The organism is Mycobacterium sp. BK086, assembly GCA_004362315.1.
Taxonomy (GTDB): Bacteria; Actinomycetota; Actinomycetes; order Mycobacteriales; family Mycobacteriaceae; genus Mycobacterium.
The window spans coordinates 110,436-132,730 of sequence record SNWL01000005.1 but is presented as its reverse complement, the minus strand read 5'-3'; the positions used below and the strand labels follow the sequence as shown (position 1 = coordinate 132,730).

Here is a 22,295-nt window from a genome sequence, read left to right as displayed (position 1 = left end):
TTCCTTTCGTGCCTCGCTCAACCAGGGCAAGGCTCAGAACTTCGGAGGACACCATGACTGCACAGATCACCAAGCGTGCCGCAGGACTTGTCGCCAGTGTCGCCGCCGCCGGCGCGCTGGCCCTCGGCCTGAGCTTCGCTCCCGCCGCGAACGCAGCCGACGGCTGCGGGATCGGCTTCCACCTCGAAGGCCCCAACTGCGTGCTGAACGTACCCGGACCCAACGCCCACTTCATCAGCCCCAACTGCTGGATCAACATCAACGGCGACGAGCGCTGCTACGCCCCGTAACCCCCTCCCGGAAGGGATATTTCCGGCGCTCATTCGGGCGCATTGCTATTCATCCCGGTACCGCTGCGGTACCGGGATGAATACGTTGTGGCCCCATGAGCACCCACTACGACACGTTTCTGATCGGCGGCCGGTGGACCGCACCGAGCTCGAGCGAGGAGATCGTCGTGGTCTCCCCCAACGACGAGCGACGCCTCGGCACGGTCGCCGCGGGCGTCCATGCCGATATCGACGCGGCGGCGGCCGCGGCCCGGGCCGCGTTCGACGCCCCCGGCGGCTGGCCGCAGTGGCCGGCCGACAAGCGCGCGGCCGCGATGGAGACCCTCGCCGACGCCCTCGATCGGCGCAGTGAGCAGATCGCACAGGCCGTCAGCTCGCAGAACGGTATGCCGGTCGCGATCGCCGGCCAGCTCGAAGCGGTGTTCCCCCAGGTGCTGCTCCGCTACTACGCCCAACTGGCCTGCGCCGAGGAGTTCAGCACCGAGCGCCCCGGCCTGCTCGGCGGGCACACCACGATCACCCGGACACCGGTCGGTGTCGTCGGCGCGATCGTGCCGTGGAATTTCCCGCAGGTGCTCAGCGCGTTCAAGTACGCCCCCGGGCTGGCCGCGGGCTGCACGTTCGTCATCAAGCCCGCACCCGAGACGGTGTTCGACGCGGTCCTGTTCGCCGAGGCGGTCGCCGAATCCGATATCCCGCCCGGCGTGATCAACGTGGTGCCCGGCGGCCGCGAGACGGGCGCCTACCTGGTGTCGCATCCGGGAATCGACAAGGTCGCGTTCACCGGTTCCACCCAGGTCGGCCGCGAGATCGCCACGGTCTGCGGCGGATTGCTGCGGCCCGTCACGCTCGAACTCGGCGGCAAGTCCGCGGCGATCATCCTCGACGACGCCGACCTGGATCTGAGCGTGATCGGCGAGAAGCTGTTCGCCGCAACGTTGCTCAACAACGGCCAGACCTGCTTCATCGGCACCAGAATCCTTGCGCCGCGAAGCCGCTACGCGGACGTCGTCGACGTCATCACCGCACTGGCGGGCTCGCTGACGGTCGGCAGTTCACTGGATCCGGCAACCCAGATCGGGCCACTGGTGAGTGCGCGTCAGCGTGACCGCGTCGAGGCCGCCATCGCCGCCGCCGCGAGCAGCGGTGCCCGCCTGACCACCGGCGGCACTCGTCCGCTCGACACCGGATGGTTCGTCGCGCCCACGGTTTTCGCCGACGTCTCCAACGACTCGGCGATCGCCCGGGAGGAGATCTTCGGGCCGGTGCTGGCGGTGATCGGCTATGACGACGACGAGGACGCCGTCCGCATCGCCAACGCCAGCGCGTACGGCCTTGGTGGTTCGGTGTGGACCACCGACCCGCAGCGTGGGATGGCCGTCGCCAAGGGCGTCCGGTCGGGAACGGTGGGGATCAACCACTACCTGCCCGACCCGACGGCGCCGTTCGGCGGTGTAAAGGCCAGTGGCCTGGGCCGCGAACTCGGGCCCGAGGGGCTTGCCGCCTACCTGGAGACCAAGTCGATCTATCAGCCGGCGGGCTAGACCTTCAGCGAGATGCCGTCGAGGAGCTGATCGAGCCCTGCGCGGAATTCCCCGGCATGGCTGTCGTCGCCGTCGTCGAATGCGCCGGCGTCGAGCGCGGATGCCAACGCGGGGAACCGATCCCCGTCGACCACCTCGCGCAGCAGTGCTGGGTAATTCGGGCCCTCAGCGGGTGCCTCGATTGCCAGTGCCGCGGCACCGCGGGCGAAATGCAGCACCGCCAGCACTGCGGCCAGTTTGTCGCGCTCGCCCATCCGGGTCCCGCCGAGTGCGGCCAACCCGGCATCAAGCCACGCCAATTGGCCCGGATCGCTGGGCGGCCCGGCGGCCGATGCCGCCAGGATCCACCGATGCCGGTGGTAGACGTCCCAAAGCCCAACGGACCAATCGGTAAGGGCGACGCGCCAATTCGTGCCGGCGGCCGGAACCGGCGGCGGCCCGGACGCGGCCGAGAGCATGAGCACCACCAATTCGTCCTTGTTGGCGACGTGCCGGTATAGCGACATGGTGCCGCAGCCCAGCCGCTCGGCAAGCCTGGCCATCGACAAGGCTCCGAGGCCGTCGGCATCGGCAAGCTCGATGGCCGCCGCGACGATCCGGTCGCGGCTGAGGCGCGTTTTCTCGTTGGGCATCGCCGTCAGCCTAAACGACGAACATCTCAGTTGCGTATAGCGTACGCTTTTGCGTATGACGTACGCAAAAATCCTCGCGGCGGTCGTCGTGGTGTTCCTGGCCGTGTCCCTGCCGCCGTACCTCACCGGCCACACCCGGGTGCCTGCGACGTTCGGCCTGCACTATCCGCTGCTGGTCGCGCACGTGATGTTCGCCGCGGTGGCGATGGTGATGGCGGTCGCCCAGATCTGGCCGGGGCTGCGTGCGCGGCGGGCCGCCCTGCATCGTCGCTGTGGCCGGGTCTACGTGGCCGCCGCCATCCCTGCGGCGCTGTGCGCCCTCGTCATCGGGGCGGCGACCCCGTTCGGGCCGTTCCTGGCGGTGAGCAATGTCGTACTGGCGTGCGTCTGGCTGTGGTTCACGACCACCGGGTACCTGCTGGCCCGCCAGCGCCGGTTCGGCGAGCATCGCCGTCAGATGGTGCTGTCCGCCACCCTCGCGTTGTCGATCATCAGCAACCGGATCTGGACGCCGATCATCTTCATTTCGCTACAACCGTTGCAGGACAGTGTCTTTGATGGCAAGACTGACCACTACCTGTGGTTCGCGGCGGGTCTGGGTGCCTGGCTGGGCTGGACAATCCCGTTCTTCACGGTCCGGCGGTGGCTGGGTCGCCGGCCGGTCACCGTGTCCTGACCGGCAGCTGCGCCCAGCCCCGCACGCTGGATGTCCTTCCCCTGCTGGCATTCTCGTAGTCCACATCCCAGTCGGTCCACCGCTTGAGGACCTCCTCGCAGGCCACCCGGGCTTCCAGGCGCGCGAGCGCCGATCCGAGGCAGAAGTGGATGCCCTGGCCGAAGCTCAGATGCCCGCCGGTGCGGTGGATGTCGAAGCGGTCCGGGTCGGTGAAGTGCGAACTGTCCCGGTTCGCCGAGCCGTTGAGCAGGAGCATGTGCGAGCCCTCTGCCACGGTCTGTCCGTACCACTCGACATCGCGCGCGACGTAGCGCGCCTGCACCGGCGACGGCGGCTCGTAGCGCAGGGTCTCCTCCACCGCGCCGGGGATCAGCGACGGATCGGCGACGAGTTCGTGGCGCTGCTCGGGATGTTCGGCAAGAAGCTGACCCATGAATCCGATGAGCCGGGCGGTGGTTTCGTTGCCCGCCCCGGCGATCATCGCGGTGTAGGCGAGCACCTCGGTGCGTTCCAGCCGCCGGCGGGTGCCGTCCGGTTCCTCGACCTCGGCGTTGAGCAGATCGGTCATCAGATCGTCGGAGGGATGCGCGGCCCGCCACTCGATGTACTCGGCGAACTCCGCGATCGCATCGGCGAAGATCGTCGGGCTCACGTCGCCCACCGACGCGTCGACGCTGATGCGGGTGTCGTTGCGATCGCGAATCGCCTGCTGGCTGTCTTCCGGGATGCCGAGGAGATAGCCGATCGTCCGCATCGGCATCATCGCCCCGAGATCGACGACGAAGTCGAAACCGTCACTGTCCCTCAGCGGTTCGAGGGCCCGTGCACAAAAGCCACGCACCAGGTCTTCGACGGCCAGCATGCGACGCGGGGTGAACACCCGGGACAGCAGGCGCCGGTGCAGATCGTGCAGAGGTGGATCCTCGAACAGCAGGATGCCCGGTGGCACCTCGATGCCGCTGGCCAGGATGTCCAGGGTGGTGCCCCGGCCGGACCGATAGGTCTGCCAGTCCGGAAGGGCCTGCGCCACATCGTCATAGCGACTCAGCGCATAGAAGCCGTGCTTGTCGTTGACGTACAGCGGGGCCTCGTCGCGCATCCACCGCCACACCGGGTACGGATTGTCGTCGATCGCGAAATCAAAAGGGTCGTAGTACATGTGCCTATCGGGGTTGGTTGGGCACGCCGGGGAAGAACTGCTCGGTCGGGCCGACGGTCACGTAGCCACCGAGCTTCGTCGCGAGGTGCGGCGCGAAGACGGCCCCGTACAGGAGGTGGCCCACGATCACGACCGCGACGATCGACAGGGCCGCGGAACCGGCCCGGCTCGACGAGCGCTTGTCGGCCCACACTTCGATCGCGTTGCGGCCCTGGTCATCCGTGCGGCCGAGGAGGTAGGCGAACACCATCATCTGCACGCCCATGGCGATGGAGTCGTAGATCGGGTACTGGTGTTTGGTGCCCTCGAAAATCGCCAGGCCGGGAATCACGTAGCCGTAGTAGAAGACTCCGAGCTGGGCCCCGACGACTGCGTTGAAAAACAGCGCCCAACAGAAGCCGACACCGAAGCCGGTGATCAGCAGGGTCTGCGGACGTCGCCATCCGAATCGCTTCACCAGCCACCGGCCGACGGCCGCGCCGATCAGCGCCGGGAAGACGAAGTAGGAGATGTAGCCGATCGGTACCGAGGACGGCAGACCGCCGCCCCAGGTCATGTTCATCGGCCACCACGACGGCATGCGCGGAAGTGCCGGCGGGAACTGGGCATACATCGCCCAGTCGTAGGGCGCCTCGATCCACGAGAACGAGATCGCCGAGATCGACACCAACAACAGCGGATGGATCCGGCCGCGACGAATGCTGAGGTACACCCCGACGAGCAGGAAGACCAGCCCGCCGACGTAGGCGAACGTGAGTCCGGCGATCATCACCGGCGTCAGTCCGGTGCTCATTTGCCCCGCGCTTCCGGATCGAAGTAGATGACCACTCCGAAGATCAGCACGATCAGACCGAACAGCGTGCCAAGCATGATTACCGCGCCCACAGTGGCCCCTTCCGCAATCAGTAATAGTGGACACTATTACATCGCGCCGGGTCAAGACCCGACTATGGTGAAACCCGGTGCCTCAAAACTCTTCCAGGCGGCCTCGCGGCGAGGCGCGCGTCCTGCTCCTCGAAGCCGCGCGTGATCTGTTCGCGCGCAAGGACTATCGCGCGACCACCACCCGGGAGATCGCTGAAGCCGCCGGGGTAAGCGAGTACCTGCTGTTCCGCCACTTCGGGTCCAAGGCGGGGCTTTTCCGCGAAGCCCTCGTGGTGCCCTTCACGAGCTTCCTCGACGAGTTCCGCCAGACCTGGCAGGCGATCGTCCCCGAGGACACCGACGAGGAGGAACTGTCGCGCCAGTTCGTCGGCCCGCTCTACGACGTGCTCGTCGAGCATCGCGGGCTGGTCCTCACCCTCGTGGCGTCCGAAGGTCTGAGCGATGACGATATCGAGGCATCCGGCATCGGCGACATCCGCCGAGCGCTGTCCGTGCTCGGCCAGATCAGCGCCGAGGGCATGAGCCTGCGCGGGTTGCGGTCGGATCAGCCGGATATGCCCGCACACTCGACCGTCGCGATGATCGTCGGCATGGTGGCCATGCGATCGACCTTCTTCGGCAGCAACCCGCCGTCACGCGAGGCGATCGTCGACGAGCTGGTGCAGGCGACCCTGCACGGGTTCCTGCACCGGCCCGGTTGAGTACCGTTATCCCCCAGGGCCGTTGGGCCACTTCAGCAGTGAGCCGCCGTCCACCCGGATCTGTTGACCCGTGATGTAGCGACTGTCGTCGCTGGCGAGGAACACGCCGAGGTTGGCCATGTCCTCGGGCTCGATGTACGGGATCGGCATCGCCTGGAAGAGCGTGAACAACGGCTCGGCGTCCTCGCGGCTGGCCTGCTTGCCCGCCTGCGTCAGGTCCGGCCGGAACATGCTGTACATCCCGTCGTTCTGCAGCAGGTGGGTGTTGCAGTTGGTCGGGTGGATCGCGTTGACACGGATCATCCTGTCCGCCAACGCCAACGACATCTCCTCGACGTACTCGATGATGACCCGCTTGCTCCAGCCGTAGCCACGGCCGCCGGGCCCCATGTTCGGATTGTCGGTGGTGCCCCGGATCATCCCCGCGGTCGATCCGGTGATGATGACCGACGATCCATTGGGCAGGTGCGGGACCGTCACCGCGACGGTGTTCATCACGCCGAGCAGATCCACATCGCTGGCGTCGACGAAGGACATCGCGTCGTGCGGCCGGCCCATCGCCATCGGCAGAATTCCGGCATTGGCGACGACGATGTCGATCTTTCCGAACTGCGCCACACCGGCCTCGACGGCGTCGCGCAGCTCGTGACGCTCCCTGACGTCGCCGACCTTCGCCAGGACCTGGCGGCCGATCTCCTTGATCGAGCGCTCGGTCTCGGACAGATCGTCGGGCGTGGCCAACGGGTAGGGGTTGGAGGGAATGTCACGGCAGATGTCGACGGCGATGATGTCGGCACCCTCCCTGGCCATCGCGATCGCATGCGCCCGGCCCTGCCCGCGTGCGGCGCCGGTGATGAAAGCGACCTTGCCTGACAGCTTTCCAGTCATGAGATCTCCTTGAACGTGATGTGCAGTTCGCTGAGCCCGCGCATGATGAACGTCGGCTCGTACTGGTAATGCCGGTTCTCGGCAGAACCGTGGTGGGATTCCGAAATTCTGATGTCTTTCATGCGATCCAGGATCCGATTCAGCGAAATCCGCCCCTCGGCCCTGGCCAGCGGTGCACCCGGGCAGGAGTGTGCACCGCGGATGAACGCGATGTGCTCGCGCACATTCGGCCGGTCGGCGCGGAACTCGTCGGGCTGCTCGAACTTGCCGGGATCCCGATTGCAGGCCCCCGGCAGCATCATCACCGTGGTTCCGGCCGGAACGGTCACGTCGCCGATCGTGGTGGTGGTGCGCGCCATCCGGAAGTGGGCCTTGACAGGGCTTTCCATCCGCAGGGTCTCTTCGAGGAACGCCGGGATCTTGCTGCGGTCCTCCCTCAGCCGCTCCTCGGCCCCGGGATTGTCGCCCATGAACCGGATGGCCGAGCTCACCAGCTTGGTCGTCGTCTCGCTGCCCGCGGCGAACAGGAACGTCGACAGGTTCACCACGTCCTCGAGATCGGGCGTCGACCCGTCCTCGTACTTGGCCTGCGCGAGCCCGGTGAGCACGTCTTCGCGCGGGGTGCGCCTGCGATCCTCCAGATACCGGTGGAACCGCTCGTTCAGCCACTCCAGCGGGTTGTGCGACGTGGGTGCCTCGGAGCCGATCTCGCCGACCGTCTCGTTGGAGAAGACGGCCTTGAAGTCTTCGTGGTCCTCGGCGGGTACACCGAGGAGGTCGGCAATGACCAACAGCGAGAACGGCTTTGCGTAGTCGCCGAGAAACTCGCACCCGCCCTTGGCCAGGAACGTGTCGAGCTGCTGGTCGGCCAGCCGCCACATGAAGTCTTCGTTCTCCTTCAGACGCTTGGGCGTCAGAAGCGTGTTCATCAAGCTACGGGTGCGGGTGTGCACGGGCGGGTCCTGCGAGGTGATGTGTTCACCCATCGGGATGCCCCGGACGTGCTTGTCGATCAGCTCGCCGACGTCGTCGCTCTCCCCCGGCGTGATCGGCATACCCGAGAACGGGCCTGCCACCGAGACACACGACGAGAACGCCGGGTTCTTGTACACCGAGAGCGCCGCGTCATAGCCGGTAACCGCCAGCACGTTGAACGGAGTCGCCTGCGTCACCGGGCATTTGGACCGCAGATGATCGAAGTACGGATACGGGTCGGGCACCAGGGTCGCGTCGGTGAAGAAGTCCACCGCGTCGAAATCGGGCAAAGCAAAACCTCTCAAATCGCAGGGTAGGCAACCGATTTGATCTCGGTGTACTGGTCGAATCCGGCGGTGCCGTTCTGCCGGCCCACGCCGCTGGCCTTGTATCCCCCGAACGGTGTGTCGGCGCCGTATCCGGCGGTGCCGTTCAACCCGATGAACCCCGCCCGCAGCCGCCTGGCCACCGACAGTGCGCGGTCGAGCGTGCCCGCCATGACATTGCCCGCCAGACCGTACGGGCTGTCATTGGCGATGCGCACCGCGTCGTCCTCGTCGTCGAACGGAATCACCGAGAGCACCGGGCCGAAGATCTCTTCCTGCGCGATCGTCATCGAGTTGTCGACGTTGACGAAAAGCGTTGGCTTGACGAAATATCCCTTGTCGAGTCCGTCGGGCGCCTCGGCGCCACCCACGAGTAGCGTCGCCCCCTCCTCGACACCCTTCTGGATGTAGCCGCGGATCCGGCTGCGCTGCCGATCGGAAATCACCGGGCCGCACAGGGTTCCCGGGTCCTGCGGGTCACCGGCGGCCACCCCCTCATAGATGCCGCGCAGAATCTCGACACCCTCGTCGTAGCGCGACCGGGGCAACAGCAGCCGAGTCGGATTGGCACAGCCCTGACCGGCGTGCATACAGGGGGCGATGCCCATCATGCAGCCGATCGCGAAGTCCGCGTCCTCCAGCACGATGGTCGCCGACTTGCCGCCGAGTTCGAGGAACAACCGCTTCATCGTCGCGGCGCCCTTCTCCATGATCCGCTGCCCGACCACCGTCGATCCGGTGAACGAGATCATGTCGACCTTCGGCGAGAGGGTGAGTTCCTCGCCGACGAAATGGTCGGACGCGGTGACGACATTGACCACGCCCGGCGGGATGTCGGTGTTCTCGGCGATCAGCCTGCCCAGCCGGGTCGCGTTGAAGGGCGTGTTGGGCGCCGGTTTCAGCACGACGGTGTTGCCGGTTCCCAGCGCCTGGCCGATCTTCTGGATGGTGACCTCGAACGGGAAGTTCCACGGCACGATTGCGCCGACGACGCCGACCGGCTCCCGCCAGACCTTGCGGGTGGTGTTGACCCCGGTGACCGACACGACGGTGTCGCCCAGCGAGGTCTCCCAGGCGTAGTCGTCGATCAGGTGGGCCGGGTAGCGCAGCGCATCGGCAAGCGGCGCGTCGAGCTGCGGTCCGTGGGTGATCGCGCGGGGGCAGCCGACTTCGCGGATGAGTTCCTCACGAAGCTCTTCCTGTTCGTCCTCCAGCGCTTCTTGCAACTGCAGCAGGCACTTCTGCCGGAAGGCGTGGTTGGTCGCCCAATCGGTGTCGTCGAACGCACGACGCGCCGCGTCGATGGCGCGGTGCATATCGGCTGTCGACGCATCGGCCACTTCACCGAGGACCTCCTCGGTGGCCGGGTTGATGTTGGCGAAGGCGCCTGCCTCGCCGTCGACGAGCTTGCCGTCGATCATCATCTTCGGCTCAAAGCGGGTGTCAGCCATTGTTTCTGCCCATCCGGGTACCAAACCTAACTTTTGTTCGGACCCTACCCAGTCGCTCAGCCGTCGTCAACGATAGAGCGCACTGCGCGTGGCCATCGTTCTGCTACCGTTTACCAAACATCTGGTCAGCCGGGCGGAGGTGCCATGGTACGGCGCACCGAGATACTGCAGTCCGCCGCCGCGCTGATCGCCGTGTCCGGACTGCGAACGTCGCTGCAGGAGATCGCCGACGCGGCGGGCATCCAGGCGGGCAGCCTGTACCACCATTTCGAGTCCAAGGAAGCGATCCTCGTCGAGCTGCTCCGCCGATATCACGACGATCTGGATCGGACCGCAGCACAGGCCGAAAGCCGGCTCGACGACGAGGCCACATCGTCGATGTTCGACCGCCTCGTCGATCTCGGTTCGGCGATCGCCCAGTGCGCGGTGACCCACCGCGCCGCGTTGCAGATGACGTTCTACGAGTTCCCGTCGCCGGATCCGGAATTGACCGCTCTCGCCCAGCAGCGGCCGACGGCGATCCTTCAGGCCACCCTGCAGACCTTGCGGGCCGCGCGGTGGAGTGGATACGTCGGCCCGGACGTCGACCTTCCGGTTTTCGCCGACCGCTTCGTCCAGACGATGCTGCACGTCGGCCTGGACGTCATCCGGCACAACGCGGGCGCCGACAAACTCGCCGCGCTGTTCTGCCGAATCCTCTTGGAGGGTTTGGCCGCTGAGGCAGTCACCGACGCCGCACTCGACGCGTCGGCCGCCTACCGCGCGGCCGACGAGGTGGTGCGATCGTGGCAGGAGCGGACCGACCCCGCCGACGACGGTGAGCGGATCCGGGCCATCGCCCGAGCCGAATTCGGCCGCAAGGGCTTCGAATTCACCACGATCAGGGATATCGCCTCGGCGTCCGGGCTGGGCACCGGAACCGTGTACCGGCTGATCGGATCCAAGGATCAGCTGCTGGCCGACATCATGCGAGAATTCGGCGAGAAGATCTCGCCCGGGTGGACCCAGGTGCTGCAATCGGACTCGTCACCGCTGGAAAAGATCGATGCGATGTCGTGGATTCACACCAACGTGCTGGATCGCTTCGGTGACGAATTCCGCATTCAGCTGGCATGGATGCGCCAGTCCCCGCCGGATACCTCGAGCCCCGGCTGGCTGTTTTCGACGCGCGTCAGCCAGATGAAATCGATTCTGGCCGAGGGTATTCGATCGGGCGAGATCAGCATCGACAGCCCGTCGAACCAGATGCTCGCCCGGGCGGTCATCGAAATCAGCTGGATCCCGGAGAACATCCTGCGCGCCATCGGGACCAGGGCTTCGCAGATTCATGTTCGCGACACCTCGATACGCGGCGTCACCCGACGATGATCGGTAGCGTTCCCCAACCGCGAACGCTCGACGTGTGAGCCATGGCGGCGTTGTCGAGGTCGACGTCCCACTCCGGCCAGCGCGTGAGCATCTCCTCGAGCGCCACCCGCGCCTGCATGCGGGCCAGTGACGAGCCGAGGCAGAAGTGCAGACCCTGCCCGAACGACAGGTGTCCGCCGGTGCGGTGGATGTCGAACTCTTCGCCGCGCGGGTAGTGCCGCTCATCGCGGTTGGCGGAACCGTTGAGCAACAACATGACCGAGCCCTCCGGGATCCGCCGGCCGTGGCATTCGGTGTCGTGGGCCACGTAGCGGGCCTGGACCGGCGACGGCGCCTGGTAGCGCAGCACCTCCTCGATGGCGCCGGGAATCAGACTGGGGTCGGCGACGAGTTCGCGACGCTGATCGGGGTGCTCGGCCAGCAGTTGGGCGATGAACCCGATCAGCCGGGTGGTCGTCTCGTTGCCCGCCCCCGCGATCATGCTGGTGTAGGTCAGGACTTCGATCCGGGTGAGCGGCCGTAGCGTTCCGTGCTCCTCGACCTCGGCGTTGAGCAACTGCGTCATCAGGTCATCGGAGGGATGCTCGGCCCGCCACTCGATGTAGTCGGCGAACAGCTGATACGCGTTCTCGAACGAGCTCGCCGAAACGGTCTGAAAGGTGCCGTCCTTCAACGTGATTTGAGCATCGGTACGGTCGCGGATCTCCTGCTGTCCTTCCTCGGGGATGCCGAGCAGGTAGCCGATCGTCCGCATCGGGATCAGTGCGCCGAAATCGCCGATGACGTCGAAACGTGACGTCCCGGCCAGCGCATCGAGGGCCCGCACGCAGAACTGCCGCGTCAGCGGTTCGATGGCATCCATCCGCCGCGGCGTGAACACCTTGGACAGCAACCGGCGATGGAGGTCGTGCAACGGCGGGTCCTCGAACAGGATCACCCCGGGCGGTACCTCGAGACCGCTCGTGATGACGTCCATGGTGGTGCCGCGACCGGATCGGTAGGTGTTCCAGTCGTGCAGATCCCGGGCGACGTCGTCGTACCGGCTCAGTGCATAGAAGTTGTGCTTGTCGTTGTAGTAGAGCGGGGCTTCGTCCCGCATCCTCTTCCAGATCGGATACGGGTCGTCGTCGATCGCGAAATCGAACGGGTCGTAGTACAGATCGACGGCGGTCATTGGCTGCTCCTCAGTGCGCCCACCCGTTTCAGGTAGGGCCACGCGATGGCGGGTGGGATCCCGCCGCACAGCGGCGACAGGTTGAGAATCCCACCGCCGCCGATGATCTCAGCGGCCTCGGCGACGCTGATGATGCGGTGGGACGGGAAGTTGTCGCGCAGGTCCGCAACGGTGCGGGCATCGGAGATACCTGCCGAGGTGTCATTGCCCTCGTTCCACTGCGCGTACATCCGGGCGTCGTGCAACAGGTACTCCCCGATTTCGTCCCACGCCGCATCGACGTCGTCGGCGACGAACGTGACCGTCGGCGTGTCCGCGGGCGGCAGCAGGGTGGGGCCGGGTTCGTGGCCGTGCTCCCGGCAGGCGGCCTCGTAGGCCTCCTGCATGCCGGGGACGGCGCCGTTGGCCAGCAGACCCAGCCCGTAGCGTCCCGCGCGGCGCGCGGCGGCCAGGCTCGCGCCACCCCACATCATCGTCGGCCCGTTCGGTATCTGTGCGCGTAGCGCACTCAGCTTCTCGTCGGCCAGTCGGCCACGCCGTGACACGTCGAGGCCGAAGTGCTCGAATTCCGCTGGGCGATAGCCGAGTCCGAAGACGTAAGCGGCTCGCCCTCTGCTGATGATGTCGAGTATCGAAATTTCCTCGGCCAACCGGACCGGATCGTAGAGCGGCAGGATCACCACCAAGGTGAGCAGCAGCCGTTCGGTGCGTGCCGCGATCGCCGACCCCAGGACCATGGGTACCGGCAGATAGCCGTCCTCGGAACCGTGATGTTCGCACAGCACCGCCGCGAGGCCGCCGTGATTCTCCGCCCACGCGGACATCTCGATCGCCGCCGCGTAGAGGTCAGTGGTCGAGGCGCCGAACGCCGGGGCGCGCATGTCGAATCGGATCGAGAACACGCCCGTCAGCCGATCGCGAACCGTGGCAGGGTGTTCGGCAGATCCAGTGAGCTGAGCAGACCGGCCGGTGCGGCCACCACATAGGGAATCGCATTGACCACGCGCATCGCGGTCGCCGACATCGCGGCATGCCCCGCGCCGTGGCCTTCGGCGGCACCGACGTTCATCGAGCAGTGGATATCGGGATCACCCTCGATGTCCACGTGGTAGCTGGCGTCGAAATCCGATGCGGGCCAGTCGGGTGCGACATCGCGGGCCATCCGGATGATGTGCTCGACGACGATCGCCTCGCGCCCGTTGACCACTCCGGCCGCCCTGGTGCTGACCGCGCCGCAGGTACCCGCCTTGATGGTGCCGAACGCCACCTCGATATCCCGGTCGGTCAGTCGCCGGTCGAGGGTGCCCCGGACCTCGTCGACCTCGACCCCCAGCCCGGCCGCGATGAGATAGATCGGTGCCCGCCAGGCCATCTCGATGAAGCCAGGGGTCTTGAGCATCGGTTCGAAGTCCAATGGGTGACCGAAACCCATGCCGTTCATCATCACGTCTGCCACCGGATAGTGGTCGTTGAGCGCCACCTCGCTGACCTTCACCTGGCGGATCGTCTTGGACTGGGTCGACAGCAGAAGCGCTAGCTGGTCGGAGCCGAAGCCGGGAAAGATGCCGGACGCGTAGAACGACGCATGGCCCGCCTCGGCCGCCTGCTCCAGCTGCTCACGCCACTGCGGCGAGTAGTACGCCGGCGGATACACCAGGCTGGTCGACGATGTCGACACGACGTTGATGCCCGCCTCCAGAAGTTTCAGGTAGTCGGGTACCGCCCCGGCGTCGCGGTCGGGACCGCTCGCGGCGTACACCACGCAATCAGGCTGCAGCGCAAGGAGTTCAGCGGCATCACTGGTAGCCCGAATGCCGATCGGGTCGCCACCGGCCAGCTCCCCCGCATCTCGGCCGGCCTTCTCGTGCGAATGCACCCACACGCCGACCAGCTCCAGATCGGGCCTGCCCCGGATCGCGTCGATGGCGATCGATCCGACGCCGCCGGTCGACCAGACCACGGTTCGCAGTGTCACTGATCCTCCAATGCGCTCTGGCTCGCCGCCGCGGCCCGTTCGAGATACGGCCACGCCAGATCCGGTGGCAGTCCGCCGCACAGCGGCAGCAACGGAAGTGGGCGACCGGCGCGGATGTACTCGCGCGCTTCACCGGTCGTGACAATCCGGTAGGGCCCGCCGGCATCGCGGAGCTCAGCCACGGTCGTTGCGCATGAGATGCTGGCCACCGAATCGTCGCCATGCCGGTAGGACGCGGCCATCGTCGCGTCGTGCAGCAGGTAGCAACCGAGCTCGCGCCACGCGGCGTCGACATCGTCGGCGACGAAGACGGTGGTCGGGGCGCCCGGCGCCGGGAACTGCGCCGGCCCTGGCTCGAAACCATTGGCACGGCACTGGTTCTCGTAGAACTCCTTGAGGCCGGGGGTGGCGGTCTGGGAGATGAACCCCAGGCCGTGTCGTGCCGCCCGCCGCGCCGCTGCCTGGCTTCCGCCGGCGATCCACGTGTACGGGCCACCCGGCGTTAGCGGCGGTGGTGTCACCTGGATACGCCTACCATCGTGGTCGATCGGTTCCCCGCGTAGCAGGTTTCGCACCAGATCCAGCGATGCGTCGGCGAGTCGTCCCCGGCCACGCGGATCGATGCCGAAATGCTCATACTCCTCGGTGCGGTGGCCGATGCCGAAGGCCCACGAGACCCGGCCCGCGCTGATGATGTCGAGGACGTTCATCGTTTCGGCGAGCCGGACCGGATCCCAGAACGTGATGGGCACAGCGGCCAGCAGGATCGCCAGGTGCTTGGTGCGGGCGGCGATCGCGGCCGCCAGAAGATGAGGCGCGGGCAGGTGACCGTCTTCGGTGCCGTGATGTTCGGACAGCACGGCGACCACAGCGCCCCGGTCTTCGGCCCACTCACACATGTCGATGGCGGCCGCATAGAGATCGCGTGGCGGCGCAGAGCCGGCCGGTGCGCGCATGTCGAACCGCAGGGTGAACATCGGCCTCACAATAACCTAAACTTTGTTCCTTCCAGCCTCAGATCCCCCGATTCCTTGACCCTGTCGACGAACGACTGTTACGTTCCGGATCAAACGTTAGGTTTCGGAGGTCGTGATGGCTGAAGGTCAATACCGCGTGGTGGTCTGGTCGACCGGTGGCATCGGATCGATCGCGATCCGGGCCATCCACCAGCGCCCCGATCTCGACCTCGTCGGCGTGTGGGTGCACTCGCCGGACAAGGACGGCCGCGACGCCGGTGAGCTGGCCAACGGTGACCCGATCGGGTTGGCCGTCACCACCGACGCCGACGCGCTGATCGCGCTGAAGCCGGACTGCGTCATCTATGCGGCCAGCGGGCCCGAACGCGATGCCGGCCATATCCCCGACTACGTCAAGCTGCTGAGTGCCGGGCTCAACGTGGTGACGACGAGCACCACCCGGTTGGTCAACCCGCATGCCTACGAACCGGCCGAGTGGCGGGATCAGCTTGCCGTCGCGGCGAAGCAGGGCCAGGCCACCCTGTACGCGTCGGGCATCGAGCCGGGTTTCGCGGCCGACTATCTGCCGCTTGTCCTCACCACACAGTCGTCGCAGATCGAGAAGATCCACTCCTACGAGATCGGCCTGTACGACGACTACGGCGTACCCGACATCATGAGTGACGCACTGGGATTCGGCCGGCCGATGGACTACACCCCGTGGATCAGCTTTCCCGGCGCGATCGCGGGCGAATGGCACGGTCAGATCCGCATGGTGGCCGAGGCGCTCGGCGTCGAATTGCAAGAGGTGCGTGAGACATTCGACCGCGCGGCGACCGAACGTACGCTCGAGGTGGCGATGGGCACCGTCGAGGCGGGCACCTGCGGTGCGTTGCGGATGCAGGCGATCGGCATCGTCGACGGCCGCGAGGCGATCGTGATCGAGCACGTCACCCGGCTGGCTCCCGATGTCGCACCGCACTGGCCGACGCTGCCCAATGCCCTGGGCTATCGCGTGGTGGTCACGGGCACACCGGATATCGACTGCACATTCGACGTGACGCTGCGCGACCGCAAGAAGGCCGGCATCGAATCGATGACATCGGGCGCGGGCGCGATGGTGGCCACCGCGATGCGCGTGGTCAATGCGGTGCCCTATGTCGTCGCCGCTGAGCCGGGTCTGGTGAGTTCGGTGGACCTGCCACTGACCATCCCGCGGCACGCATTCACTCCCGCGTAGCCAGCCTTTCGATCACCTCGGCGGCAGACCGAACCTCCACCAGCTCCCCGACACCCTGTCCGGCGTTGATGGGCGCCAGCGAATAGTCCTCGGCCGCAATGGCCTTCGCCAGTTCGGCGACCGCACCGGGATCTTCGGCCAGTGCTACTTCCTCGCCGTCCCAGCGGTCACTGAAGCTGTTGCGCAGCACGCGTTCTGGCAGCTGCGCCGGCCAGGGGTAGCCCTGCGCGATATCGAAGACCCGGGTGACGACGGTGCCGGTCTCCCCCGCCGCCAACATCACGTCGCGGGCCTTGTCGGACAACAGCGATTCGGGGCAGGCGCAGAACGCGGTGCCGATCCATGCCGCCGACGCGCCGGCGGCGAGCACCGCGGCGAGCCCGCGTCCGGAACTGATTCCACCACCGGCCAATACCGGAACGGACACATGATCGAGTAGTGCGGTCAGCAACGGCAGTGTGCCGATCAGCGGTTCGCCGTGCCCGCCCCCTTCGGCTCCGCGGGCGATCAGGACGTCGATGCCCGCCGCGACCGCGCGCTGCGCACTGGCGAGATCACTCACCTGGGTCGCGGCGATCACGCCGGCGTCGTGGGCGCGCGGCACCCACTCCCAGGTTTCGCCGAAGCTGATGCACAGCAGCGTCGGGGCGGCCGCCAACGCCGTCGAGAGCAGGTCGGGCTGGCTGGCGGTCACCCAGTCCACGAGCCCAATCCCGAAGGGACGATCCAGATCTGACACGTGGCCGAGTTCGGCGGTAAGCCGTTCGGCGGTGCCGGCACTGCCCATCCCGATCATGCCGAGGCCGCCGGCACGCGAGACCGCGGCGGCCAGAGCGCCGCCGGCCACGCCGCCCATCGGGGCATTGACGATCGGCACGTCGATTCCGATCGACCGCGACCAATCCGTCGACAACACTGTGCCTCCCCTCAGACGTAGCGGTTGCGACCGGCCAGCACGCCCAGCACGATCTGCACCGAGTAGACGGCGAGCACCATGATGAACGGTACGGTCCAGCCACCGGTCACATCATGGAGTGTGCCGAACAGGAACGGGCCGATACCGGCCAGCAGATAGCCGAAACCCTGTGCCATTGCCGACAACTGCACGGTGTCCTCCGGTGTGCGCGACCGCAATGCGATCACGGTCAGCGCCAACGAGAACACACTCATGCCCATGCCGACCAGCACGCTCCACAGCAGCGGGCTGAAATCCGGGGCGACCAGCAGGCCGACCACACCGGCGACACCGCACACACCCAGCGCGGCGATCCAGCCGCTCTGGTGGGTCGTCCGAGCGGCCATCGGCGCGAGGATCAGGCTGATGGGCACCGCGATCACCGAGAGCAGACCGACCAGCAATCCCGCCGAGGTCTTGGGCACACCGTTGTCGATGAACACCTCGGGCAGCCAGCCCATCATGATGTAGGCCAGCATCGACTGCGTCCCGAAGAACAATGTCACGGTCCAGGCCAACGGATTTCGCAACAGTGATCGGTGTTCGCCGGTCCCGGGCGCATCCTCGGTGCCACCGCCGACACGGCGCGACGCGATCAGCCAGGCCACCAAGGCAACCACGGCCAGAGCAGCCCACGCGACCAAGGCGGGTCGCCAGCCGCCGAACAGGTTCTCCAGTGGCGGCGTGATCGCCGAGCCCAGCGCCCCGCCGCCCTGCAGCGCCGCGGTGTAGATGCCGGTCATCAACCCGAGTTGAGCCGGGAACGACTGCTTGATGACCACCGGGATGAGGACGTTGATGACCGCGATGCCCGCGGTGGCGACCAGCGTTCCGCCGATGACGACATAGGGGCCGTCGAGCACGCGCACCAGCAGTCCGACGATCAGAACGACCAGCGCCATGCTGATCGAGCGGCCCAGCCCGAATCGGCGGGACAGTGCCGCCGCCGCCAAGCCGGCACCCGCGAAGCACAGTCCGGGCAGGGTCGTCAGCGCGCCGGCCCAGATGGCCGAGGCGCCGAGGGCTCGCTGCATATCGCCGAGGACCGGCCCGACGCTGGTGACCGCGGGGCGCAAATTGAGGGCGGTGAGTACGACGGCCACGATCAGAACAGCACCGGCGGCGACCCGCCCGGCGGGTGACACTTCGACGGCGCCGTCCAGTTCGAGCGTCAGATCGTGCTCGTAGCGGCTCACCGCGCTATCCTTGCATACATCCTATGATCGGATGAAAAGGGTTCTTGCATGCCGCTCGCCGCCGCACGCCCCGCCGGGCTGGTCGATCACGCCATCGAGCAGCTGCGACTGTCCATCACGTCGGGTGAATGGCCGGTGGGAACGCGTATCCCCACGGAACCCGGTCTGGCCGCAGCACTCGGGGTCGGCCGCAACACCGTCCGAGAGGCCGTGCGCGCGCTGGCACACAGCGGGATCCTCGAGGTCCGCCGCGGCGATGGCACCTATGTCCGCGCTACCAGTGAGATCTCGGGGGCACTGAGCCGCATGTGCGACTCGAAATTGCGCGAAGTGCTGCAGGTTCGGCGCTGCCTGGAAGTCGAAGGTGCGCGCTTGGCGGCCGCCGCACGCACCGAGGATGACCTCGTCGAGATGCGTCAGCTGCTCGAACGCCGTGACACCCTGCACGCGGGCGCCGACCGGGCCGAGTTTTCCCGCGCCGATGCCGACCTGCATTTCGCGGTGGTGCGCGCGTCGCACAATGAAGTACTCATCGAGCTGTACCGCGGATTGACCGAGGCGGTCGCCGACAGCGTCGCGATCACCAGCACGATGCACCACATCGGGCACACCGATCTGGTCGAGGCCATCGCCGAACACGACGCCGAACGCGCCGGACATGAGGCCGGCGGTTTTCTCGACGAGCTGATCGGCGAACTTCCGGAACAAGTCACTTTAAATTCAAATGAATTGCGCGCCCGCTAAATCCGCAATGCGGACCATTTACATATAAGTCCGCATTGCGGAACAAAACAACGGCGCGTCGCTTCCGACTTTCGCACACGCAAATTCCTAAAATCGGTACTACCTGTGAATTTGCTGCTTGCCGGAAGGGCCGCACCGATGGATCAATCCAGCACGTATTCCTGGCTTGGAATTGGCGCGCTCAGTCTCGGCGTGGGCGCGGCATTGGCCGGCGCCGCGCTGACCGGCGGGGCGGGCGTCGCCGCCGCGGATACCAATTCCGGCACCGGCTCGACAGCTTCACACGCGCCCAAGCCTGCCACCAAATCGCCTGGGAAAAAAGCAGTCTCGCCACGCGTGTCCGGAAAGAAAACCTCGTCCGGAAAGGCGGCGGACCGGCCGGCGGCCATCGTCGCCAAACCACCAAGTGCGCCACCGGCTTTCAAGCTTCCTTCGGCATCGGCACTCCCGGTGTGGCAGCCGGGCCTCATCGCCAACGCCATCTATTCGATCTTCGTGTCCAACGGCACCGCCGATCATCCGAACGCGGGGTTGTTGGTCGGTAACGGCTACAGCTACAGCTCGACCGATGTGCAGTGCACCGGAATCGTCATCTGCCACGGCGGCAACGGCGGGCTGCTGCTCGGATCGGGCGGTAACGGATACAACGGCGGCAACGGCGGCAACGCCGGGCTGTTCTTCGGCACCGTGTTCAAACCCGGCAATGGTGCCGGCGGTGCGGCGGGCTGCGTGGGCCCGGCGTGCAACGCCGGCCACGGCGGCAACGCCATGCTGTTCGGTAACGGCGGCGCAGGCGGCAACGGCACCGATGCGGTGTACGACAGCACAACCGGGCTGTTGAGCTCGGCGGCCACCAACGGCGGACGTGGCGGTAACGGGGGGCTGCTGGCCGGCGACGGCGGCGACGGCGGGTACGGCGGCGCCGACAACGGCAACGTGAATTGGTTTGGGGCCAAAGCGGGTAACGGCGGCAACGGCGGCAACAGCGGCCTGCTATCGGGCAACAGCGGTGACGGCGGTGTCGGCGGCTACGTGTCCTTCGGGGTGAACGGCTACGCCACGGGCGGCAACGGCGGCAACGCCGGCCTGACCGGATTGTTCGGCAACGGCGGCGCCGGCGGCGGTGGCGGTGCGGCCACCCAGAACTGGGACGGTGTGGACGCCGACGGAGCCGCGGGCGCGGCGACGGGCGGCAACGGCGGCAACGGCGGACGAGGCGGACTGCTCGCGGGCGCGGGCGGGGTTGGCGGAAGTGCTTGGGAGGGCGTCGTATTCAGCACCTACGGCGCCGCGACCGCGGGCAACGGAGGTGCCGGCGGCGACAGCACGGTCGGCCCCGGCGGTAACGGTGGGACGGGCGGCGGCGGCGCGTCGGCCAATATCGGCGACGCCGGCCAAGGCTCGTCGGGAACCGGCACCGCCACAGGCGGTTCCGGTGGCCGCGGCGGTTCGGCCTTGTTCATCGGCCGGGGCGGCGACGGCGGCAACGCCGACCTGCAATTCCCCGGCAATGGCGCGATCAACCTCGGTGAGGGCGTGACGATTGCCGGTAACGGTGGCGCCGGCGGCGACAGCGGACTCTTCGGTGACGTGATCACCGGTGGCACAGGCGGAGCCGGTGGTGCCGGTGGCTCGGCTACCGCGAACCAGTCGGCGACGGGCGGCAATGGCGGCGACGGCGGTCGCGGATCGCTCGGGGCCGCGGGTGGTGCCGGCGGTGCGGGCGGATTCGCGGAGTCGTTGGTCAGCAGCACGGCGACGGCCACCGGTGGTGACGGCGGCGACGGCGGCCAGGCCGGTGCCCTCGGGCGCACCGGCGGTGTGGGCGGTCTCGGTGGCGCCGCGAAAGCTGACGGCGCGGGTGCCGCGGCGGGCGGCTCCGGCGGACGGGGCGGCGCGGGTTCACTGTTGGCCGACGGTGGCGCAGGTGGATTCGGCGGCAACGCCTCAACGGGCTCGTCCAGTGCTGGCGACGGCGGCAACGCGACCGCCGGTGCGGGCGGTGACGGTGGCGCAGGCGGCGCATTCGCGATCGGCGGGGCCGGCGGCTTCGGCGGCAACAGCAGTGTGTACACGACCGACGTTGGCACCAGTTCGGTGAGCACCGGCGGCAACGGCGGCGCCGGCGGCGCCGGGGCCTTGTTCGGCGGCGGTGGCGACGGCGGCAACGGCGGAAGTGCCGGCGCCGCAGGGTCCAGCGGGTCTGAGGTCACGCGGGTCGTCGGTGCGGGCGGTGACGGTGGCACGGCGGGCCTGTTCGGGAGTGCCGGCACCGACGGCAGTGCGGGCGGCACCTTCCTGGTGTCGACGATCGACGTCGGCGGTTTCCTCGGCGGGGTCGGCGCGGCCGGGGCGGGCGGCAGCAATGCCGGCAATATCTACCTCGCCGACTTCCTCGGGACACTCCCCTACATCACGCCCACCGGCACCGTCGTCACCACCATCGCGGTGGGCAACGGCCCAAATGGCGTGGCAGTCGGCCCAACTGGTGACATCTACGTGACCAACAGCGGCGACAACTCGGTGTCGTGGCTCGACGCCGACGGCAACGTCATCAACACGATCACCGTCGGCAACGGCCCCAGCGCGGTGGCGGTCAGCTCCACCGGTGTTGCCTACGTGGCCAACAACATCGACGGCACGGTGTCGGTGATCAACGCGGCGGGCAACGTCGTCAACACCGTCACCGTGGGCGACAGCCCGAGCGGCATCGCTATCGGCCCCAGCGGCAATGTCTACGTCACCAACTTCAACAGTGGCACGGTGTCGGTACTCAACGCCGCCGGGTCGGTGATCGACACCATCACCGTCGGCGCGAATCCACAAGGGGTGGCGGCCAGTTCGACCGGCTACGTCTACGTCACGAACAGCGGAGCCGGGACGGTGTCAGTGATCAACCCGGCCGGCAACGTCGTCAAGACCATCGCCGTCGGCTCCAATCCACAAGCTGTGGCCATCAGTTCGGCCGGCTACGCCTACGTGACCAACGGCGGTAACGGGACGGTGGCGGTGATCAACCCCGACGGCGTGGTGATCAACAACATCGATATCAGTGCCTTCGCCTACGGGGTGGCGATCAGCCCCACCGGCGACAACGAGGGCAACGTCTACATCACCACCCTGGGCGGGGTGGTGTCGGTGATCAGTGCGTAAATCGAAA

At 67.2% G+C, this 22,295-nt stretch carries 20 protein-coding genes; 8 read left to right on the top strand and 12 right to left on the bottom strand.

The window, feature by feature from the left end; all coding sequences use genetic code 11:
• Window positions 1-53: 53 nt before the first annotated feature.
• Complete coding sequence (locus EV580_RS16980) at window positions 54-290, top strand: hypothetical protein (protein ID WP_208114630.1); 237 nt, start codon at window positions 54-56, stop codon at window positions 288-290.
• A 95-nt stretch (window positions 291-385) separates the two neighbouring features.
• On the top strand, window positions 386-1,834 hold the full coding sequence (locus EV580_RS16975) for an aldehyde dehydrogenase (protein WP_133692386.1): 1,449 nt from the start codon (window positions 386-388) through the stop codon (window positions 1,832-1,834).
• On the opposite strand, the gene EV580_RS16970 is transcribed toward EV580_RS16975, so the two are convergent.
• Window positions 1,831-2,466 (bottom strand): TetR/AcrR family transcriptional regulator, encoded by a 636-nt coding sequence (locus EV580_RS16970; RefSeq protein ID WP_133692385.1) that lies wholly within the window; start codon window positions 2,464-2,466, stop codon window positions 1,831-1,833. The genes EV580_RS16975 and EV580_RS16970 overlap by 4 nt on opposite strands.
• A 55-nt stretch (window positions 2,467-2,521) precedes the next feature.
• On the opposite strand from EV580_RS16970, the gene EV580_RS16965 reads away from it, so the two are divergent.
• The gene (locus EV580_RS16965; RefSeq protein ID WP_133692384.1) at window positions 2,522-3,142 is read left to right on the top strand and encodes a DUF2306 domain-containing protein; all 621 of its coding nucleotides are present in this window, start codon (window positions 2,522-2,524) and stop codon (window positions 3,140-3,142) included.
• Here EV580_RS16965 and EV580_RS16960 read toward each other — a convergent pair.
• Together EV580_RS16960 and EV580_RS16955 are read right to left on the bottom strand one after the other, a co-directional pair.
• Window positions 3,129-4,301 (bottom strand): cytochrome P450, encoded by a 1,173-nt coding sequence (locus EV580_RS16960; RefSeq protein WP_133692383.1) that lies wholly within the window; start codon window positions 4,299-4,301, stop codon window positions 3,129-3,131. The genes EV580_RS16965 and EV580_RS16960 overlap by 14 nt on opposite strands.
• Window positions 4,302-4,305: 4 nt before the next feature.
• Window positions 4,306-5,094, bottom strand: coding sequence for a spirocyclase AveC family protein (locus EV580_RS16955; RefSeq protein WP_133692382.1), 789 nt, complete (start codon window positions 5,092-5,094; stop codon window positions 4,306-4,308).
• Window positions 5,095-5,263: 169 nt separating this feature from the next.
• Between EV580_RS16955 and EV580_RS16950 the strand changes: the two genes are divergently transcribed.
• Window positions 5,264-5,887, top strand: coding sequence for a TetR/AcrR family transcriptional regulator (locus tag EV580_RS16950; RefSeq protein ID WP_133692381.1), 624 nt, complete (start codon window positions 5,264-5,266; stop codon window positions 5,885-5,887).
• A gap of 6 nt (window positions 5,888-5,893) precedes the next feature.
• Here EV580_RS16950 and EV580_RS16945 read toward each other — a convergent pair whose 3' ends face one another.
• Genes EV580_RS16945 through EV580_RS16935 form a run of 3 tightly spaced genes read right to left on the bottom strand, consistent with a single transcriptional unit; the run spans window position 5,894 to window position 9,527 of the window.
• A complete protein-coding gene (locus EV580_RS16945) occupies window positions 5,894-6,775 on the bottom strand; it encodes a mycofactocin-coupled SDR family oxidoreductase (protein ID WP_133692380.1) in 882 nt (293 codons plus the stop codon).
• Entirely contained in the window at window positions 6,772-8,040 is a 1,269-nt protein-coding gene (locus EV580_RS16940; RefSeq protein ID WP_133692379.1) for a cytochrome P450, read from the bottom strand. Before EV580_RS16940 ends, EV580_RS16945 begins: the two co-directional genes overlap by 4 nt.
• A gap of 11 nt (window positions 8,041-8,051) precedes the next feature.
• Complete coding sequence (locus tag EV580_RS16935) at window positions 8,052-9,527, bottom strand: aldehyde dehydrogenase family protein (RefSeq protein WP_133692378.1); 1,476 nt, start codon at window positions 9,525-9,527, stop codon at window positions 8,052-8,054.
• A 144-nt stretch (window positions 9,528-9,671) separates the two neighbouring features.
• On the opposite strand from EV580_RS16935, the gene EV580_RS16930 reads away from it, so the two are divergent.
• On the top strand, window positions 9,672-10,895 hold the full coding sequence (locus EV580_RS16930; protein ID WP_133692377.1) for a TetR/AcrR family transcriptional regulator: 1,224 nt from the start codon (window positions 9,672-9,674) through the stop codon (window positions 10,893-10,895).
• Here EV580_RS16930 and EV580_RS16925 read toward each other — a convergent pair.
• From EV580_RS16925 to EV580_RS16910, 4 genes are read right to left on the bottom strand one after another with little or no spacing between them, the layout of a single operon-like run.
• Entirely contained in the window at window positions 10,882-12,069 is a 1,188-nt protein-coding gene (locus EV580_RS16925) for a cytochrome P450 (protein ID WP_133692376.1), read from the bottom strand. The genes EV580_RS16930 and EV580_RS16925 overlap by 14 nt on opposite strands.
• Window positions 12,066-12,971: an LLM class flavin-dependent oxidoreductase gene (locus EV580_RS16920; RefSeq protein WP_133692375.1), complete on the bottom strand. Its 906-nt coding sequence runs from the start codon at window positions 12,969-12,971 to the stop codon at window positions 12,066-12,068. Before EV580_RS16920 ends, EV580_RS16925 begins: the two co-directional genes overlap by 4 nt.
• A gap of 5 nt (window positions 12,972-12,976) precedes the next feature.
• A complete protein-coding gene (locus EV580_RS16915; RefSeq protein WP_208114641.1) occupies window positions 12,977-14,038 on the bottom strand; it encodes an NAD(P)H-dependent amine dehydrogenase family protein in 1,062 nt (353 codons plus the stop codon).
• Between the two features lie 2 nt (window positions 14,039-14,040).
• Window positions 14,041-15,021: an LLM class flavin-dependent oxidoreductase gene (locus tag EV580_RS16910; protein WP_133692373.1), complete on the bottom strand. Its 981-nt coding sequence runs from the start codon at window positions 15,019-15,021 to the stop codon at window positions 14,041-14,043.
• 115 nt (window positions 15,022-15,136) lie between these two features.
• Between EV580_RS16910 and EV580_RS16905 the strand changes: the two genes are divergently transcribed.
• The gene (locus EV580_RS16905; protein ID WP_133692372.1) at window positions 15,137-16,240 is read left to right on the top strand and encodes an NAD(P)H-dependent amine dehydrogenase family protein; all 1,104 of its coding nucleotides are present in this window, start codon (window positions 15,137-15,139) and stop codon (window positions 16,238-16,240) included.
• Here the strand turns inward: EV580_RS16905 and EV580_RS16900 are convergent.
• Entirely contained in the window at window positions 16,227-17,156 is a 930-nt protein-coding gene (locus tag EV580_RS16900; RefSeq protein ID WP_166654753.1) for an NAD(P)H-dependent flavin oxidoreductase, read from the bottom strand. The genes EV580_RS16905 and EV580_RS16900 overlap by 14 nt on opposite strands.
• Window positions 17,157-17,167: 11 nt before the next feature.
• Window positions 17,168-18,391, bottom strand: a complete 1,224-nt coding sequence (locus tag EV580_RS16895; RefSeq protein WP_133692371.1) for a CynX/NimT family MFS transporter — start codon at window positions 18,389-18,391, stop codon at window positions 17,168-17,170.
• Window positions 18,392-18,439: 48 nt separating this feature from the next.
• Between EV580_RS16895 and EV580_RS16890 the strand changes: the two genes are divergently transcribed.
• Entirely contained in the window at window positions 18,440-19,135 is a 696-nt protein-coding gene (locus EV580_RS16890) for a FadR/GntR family transcriptional regulator (protein WP_133692370.1), read from the top strand.
• A gap of 138 nt (window positions 19,136-19,273) precedes the next feature.
• Window positions 19,274-22,288, top strand: coding sequence for an NHL repeat-containing protein (locus EV580_RS16885; RefSeq protein ID WP_133692369.1), 3,015 nt, complete (start codon window positions 19,274-19,276; stop codon window positions 22,286-22,288).
• The last annotated feature ends 7 nt before the right edge of the window (window positions 22,289-22,295 follow it).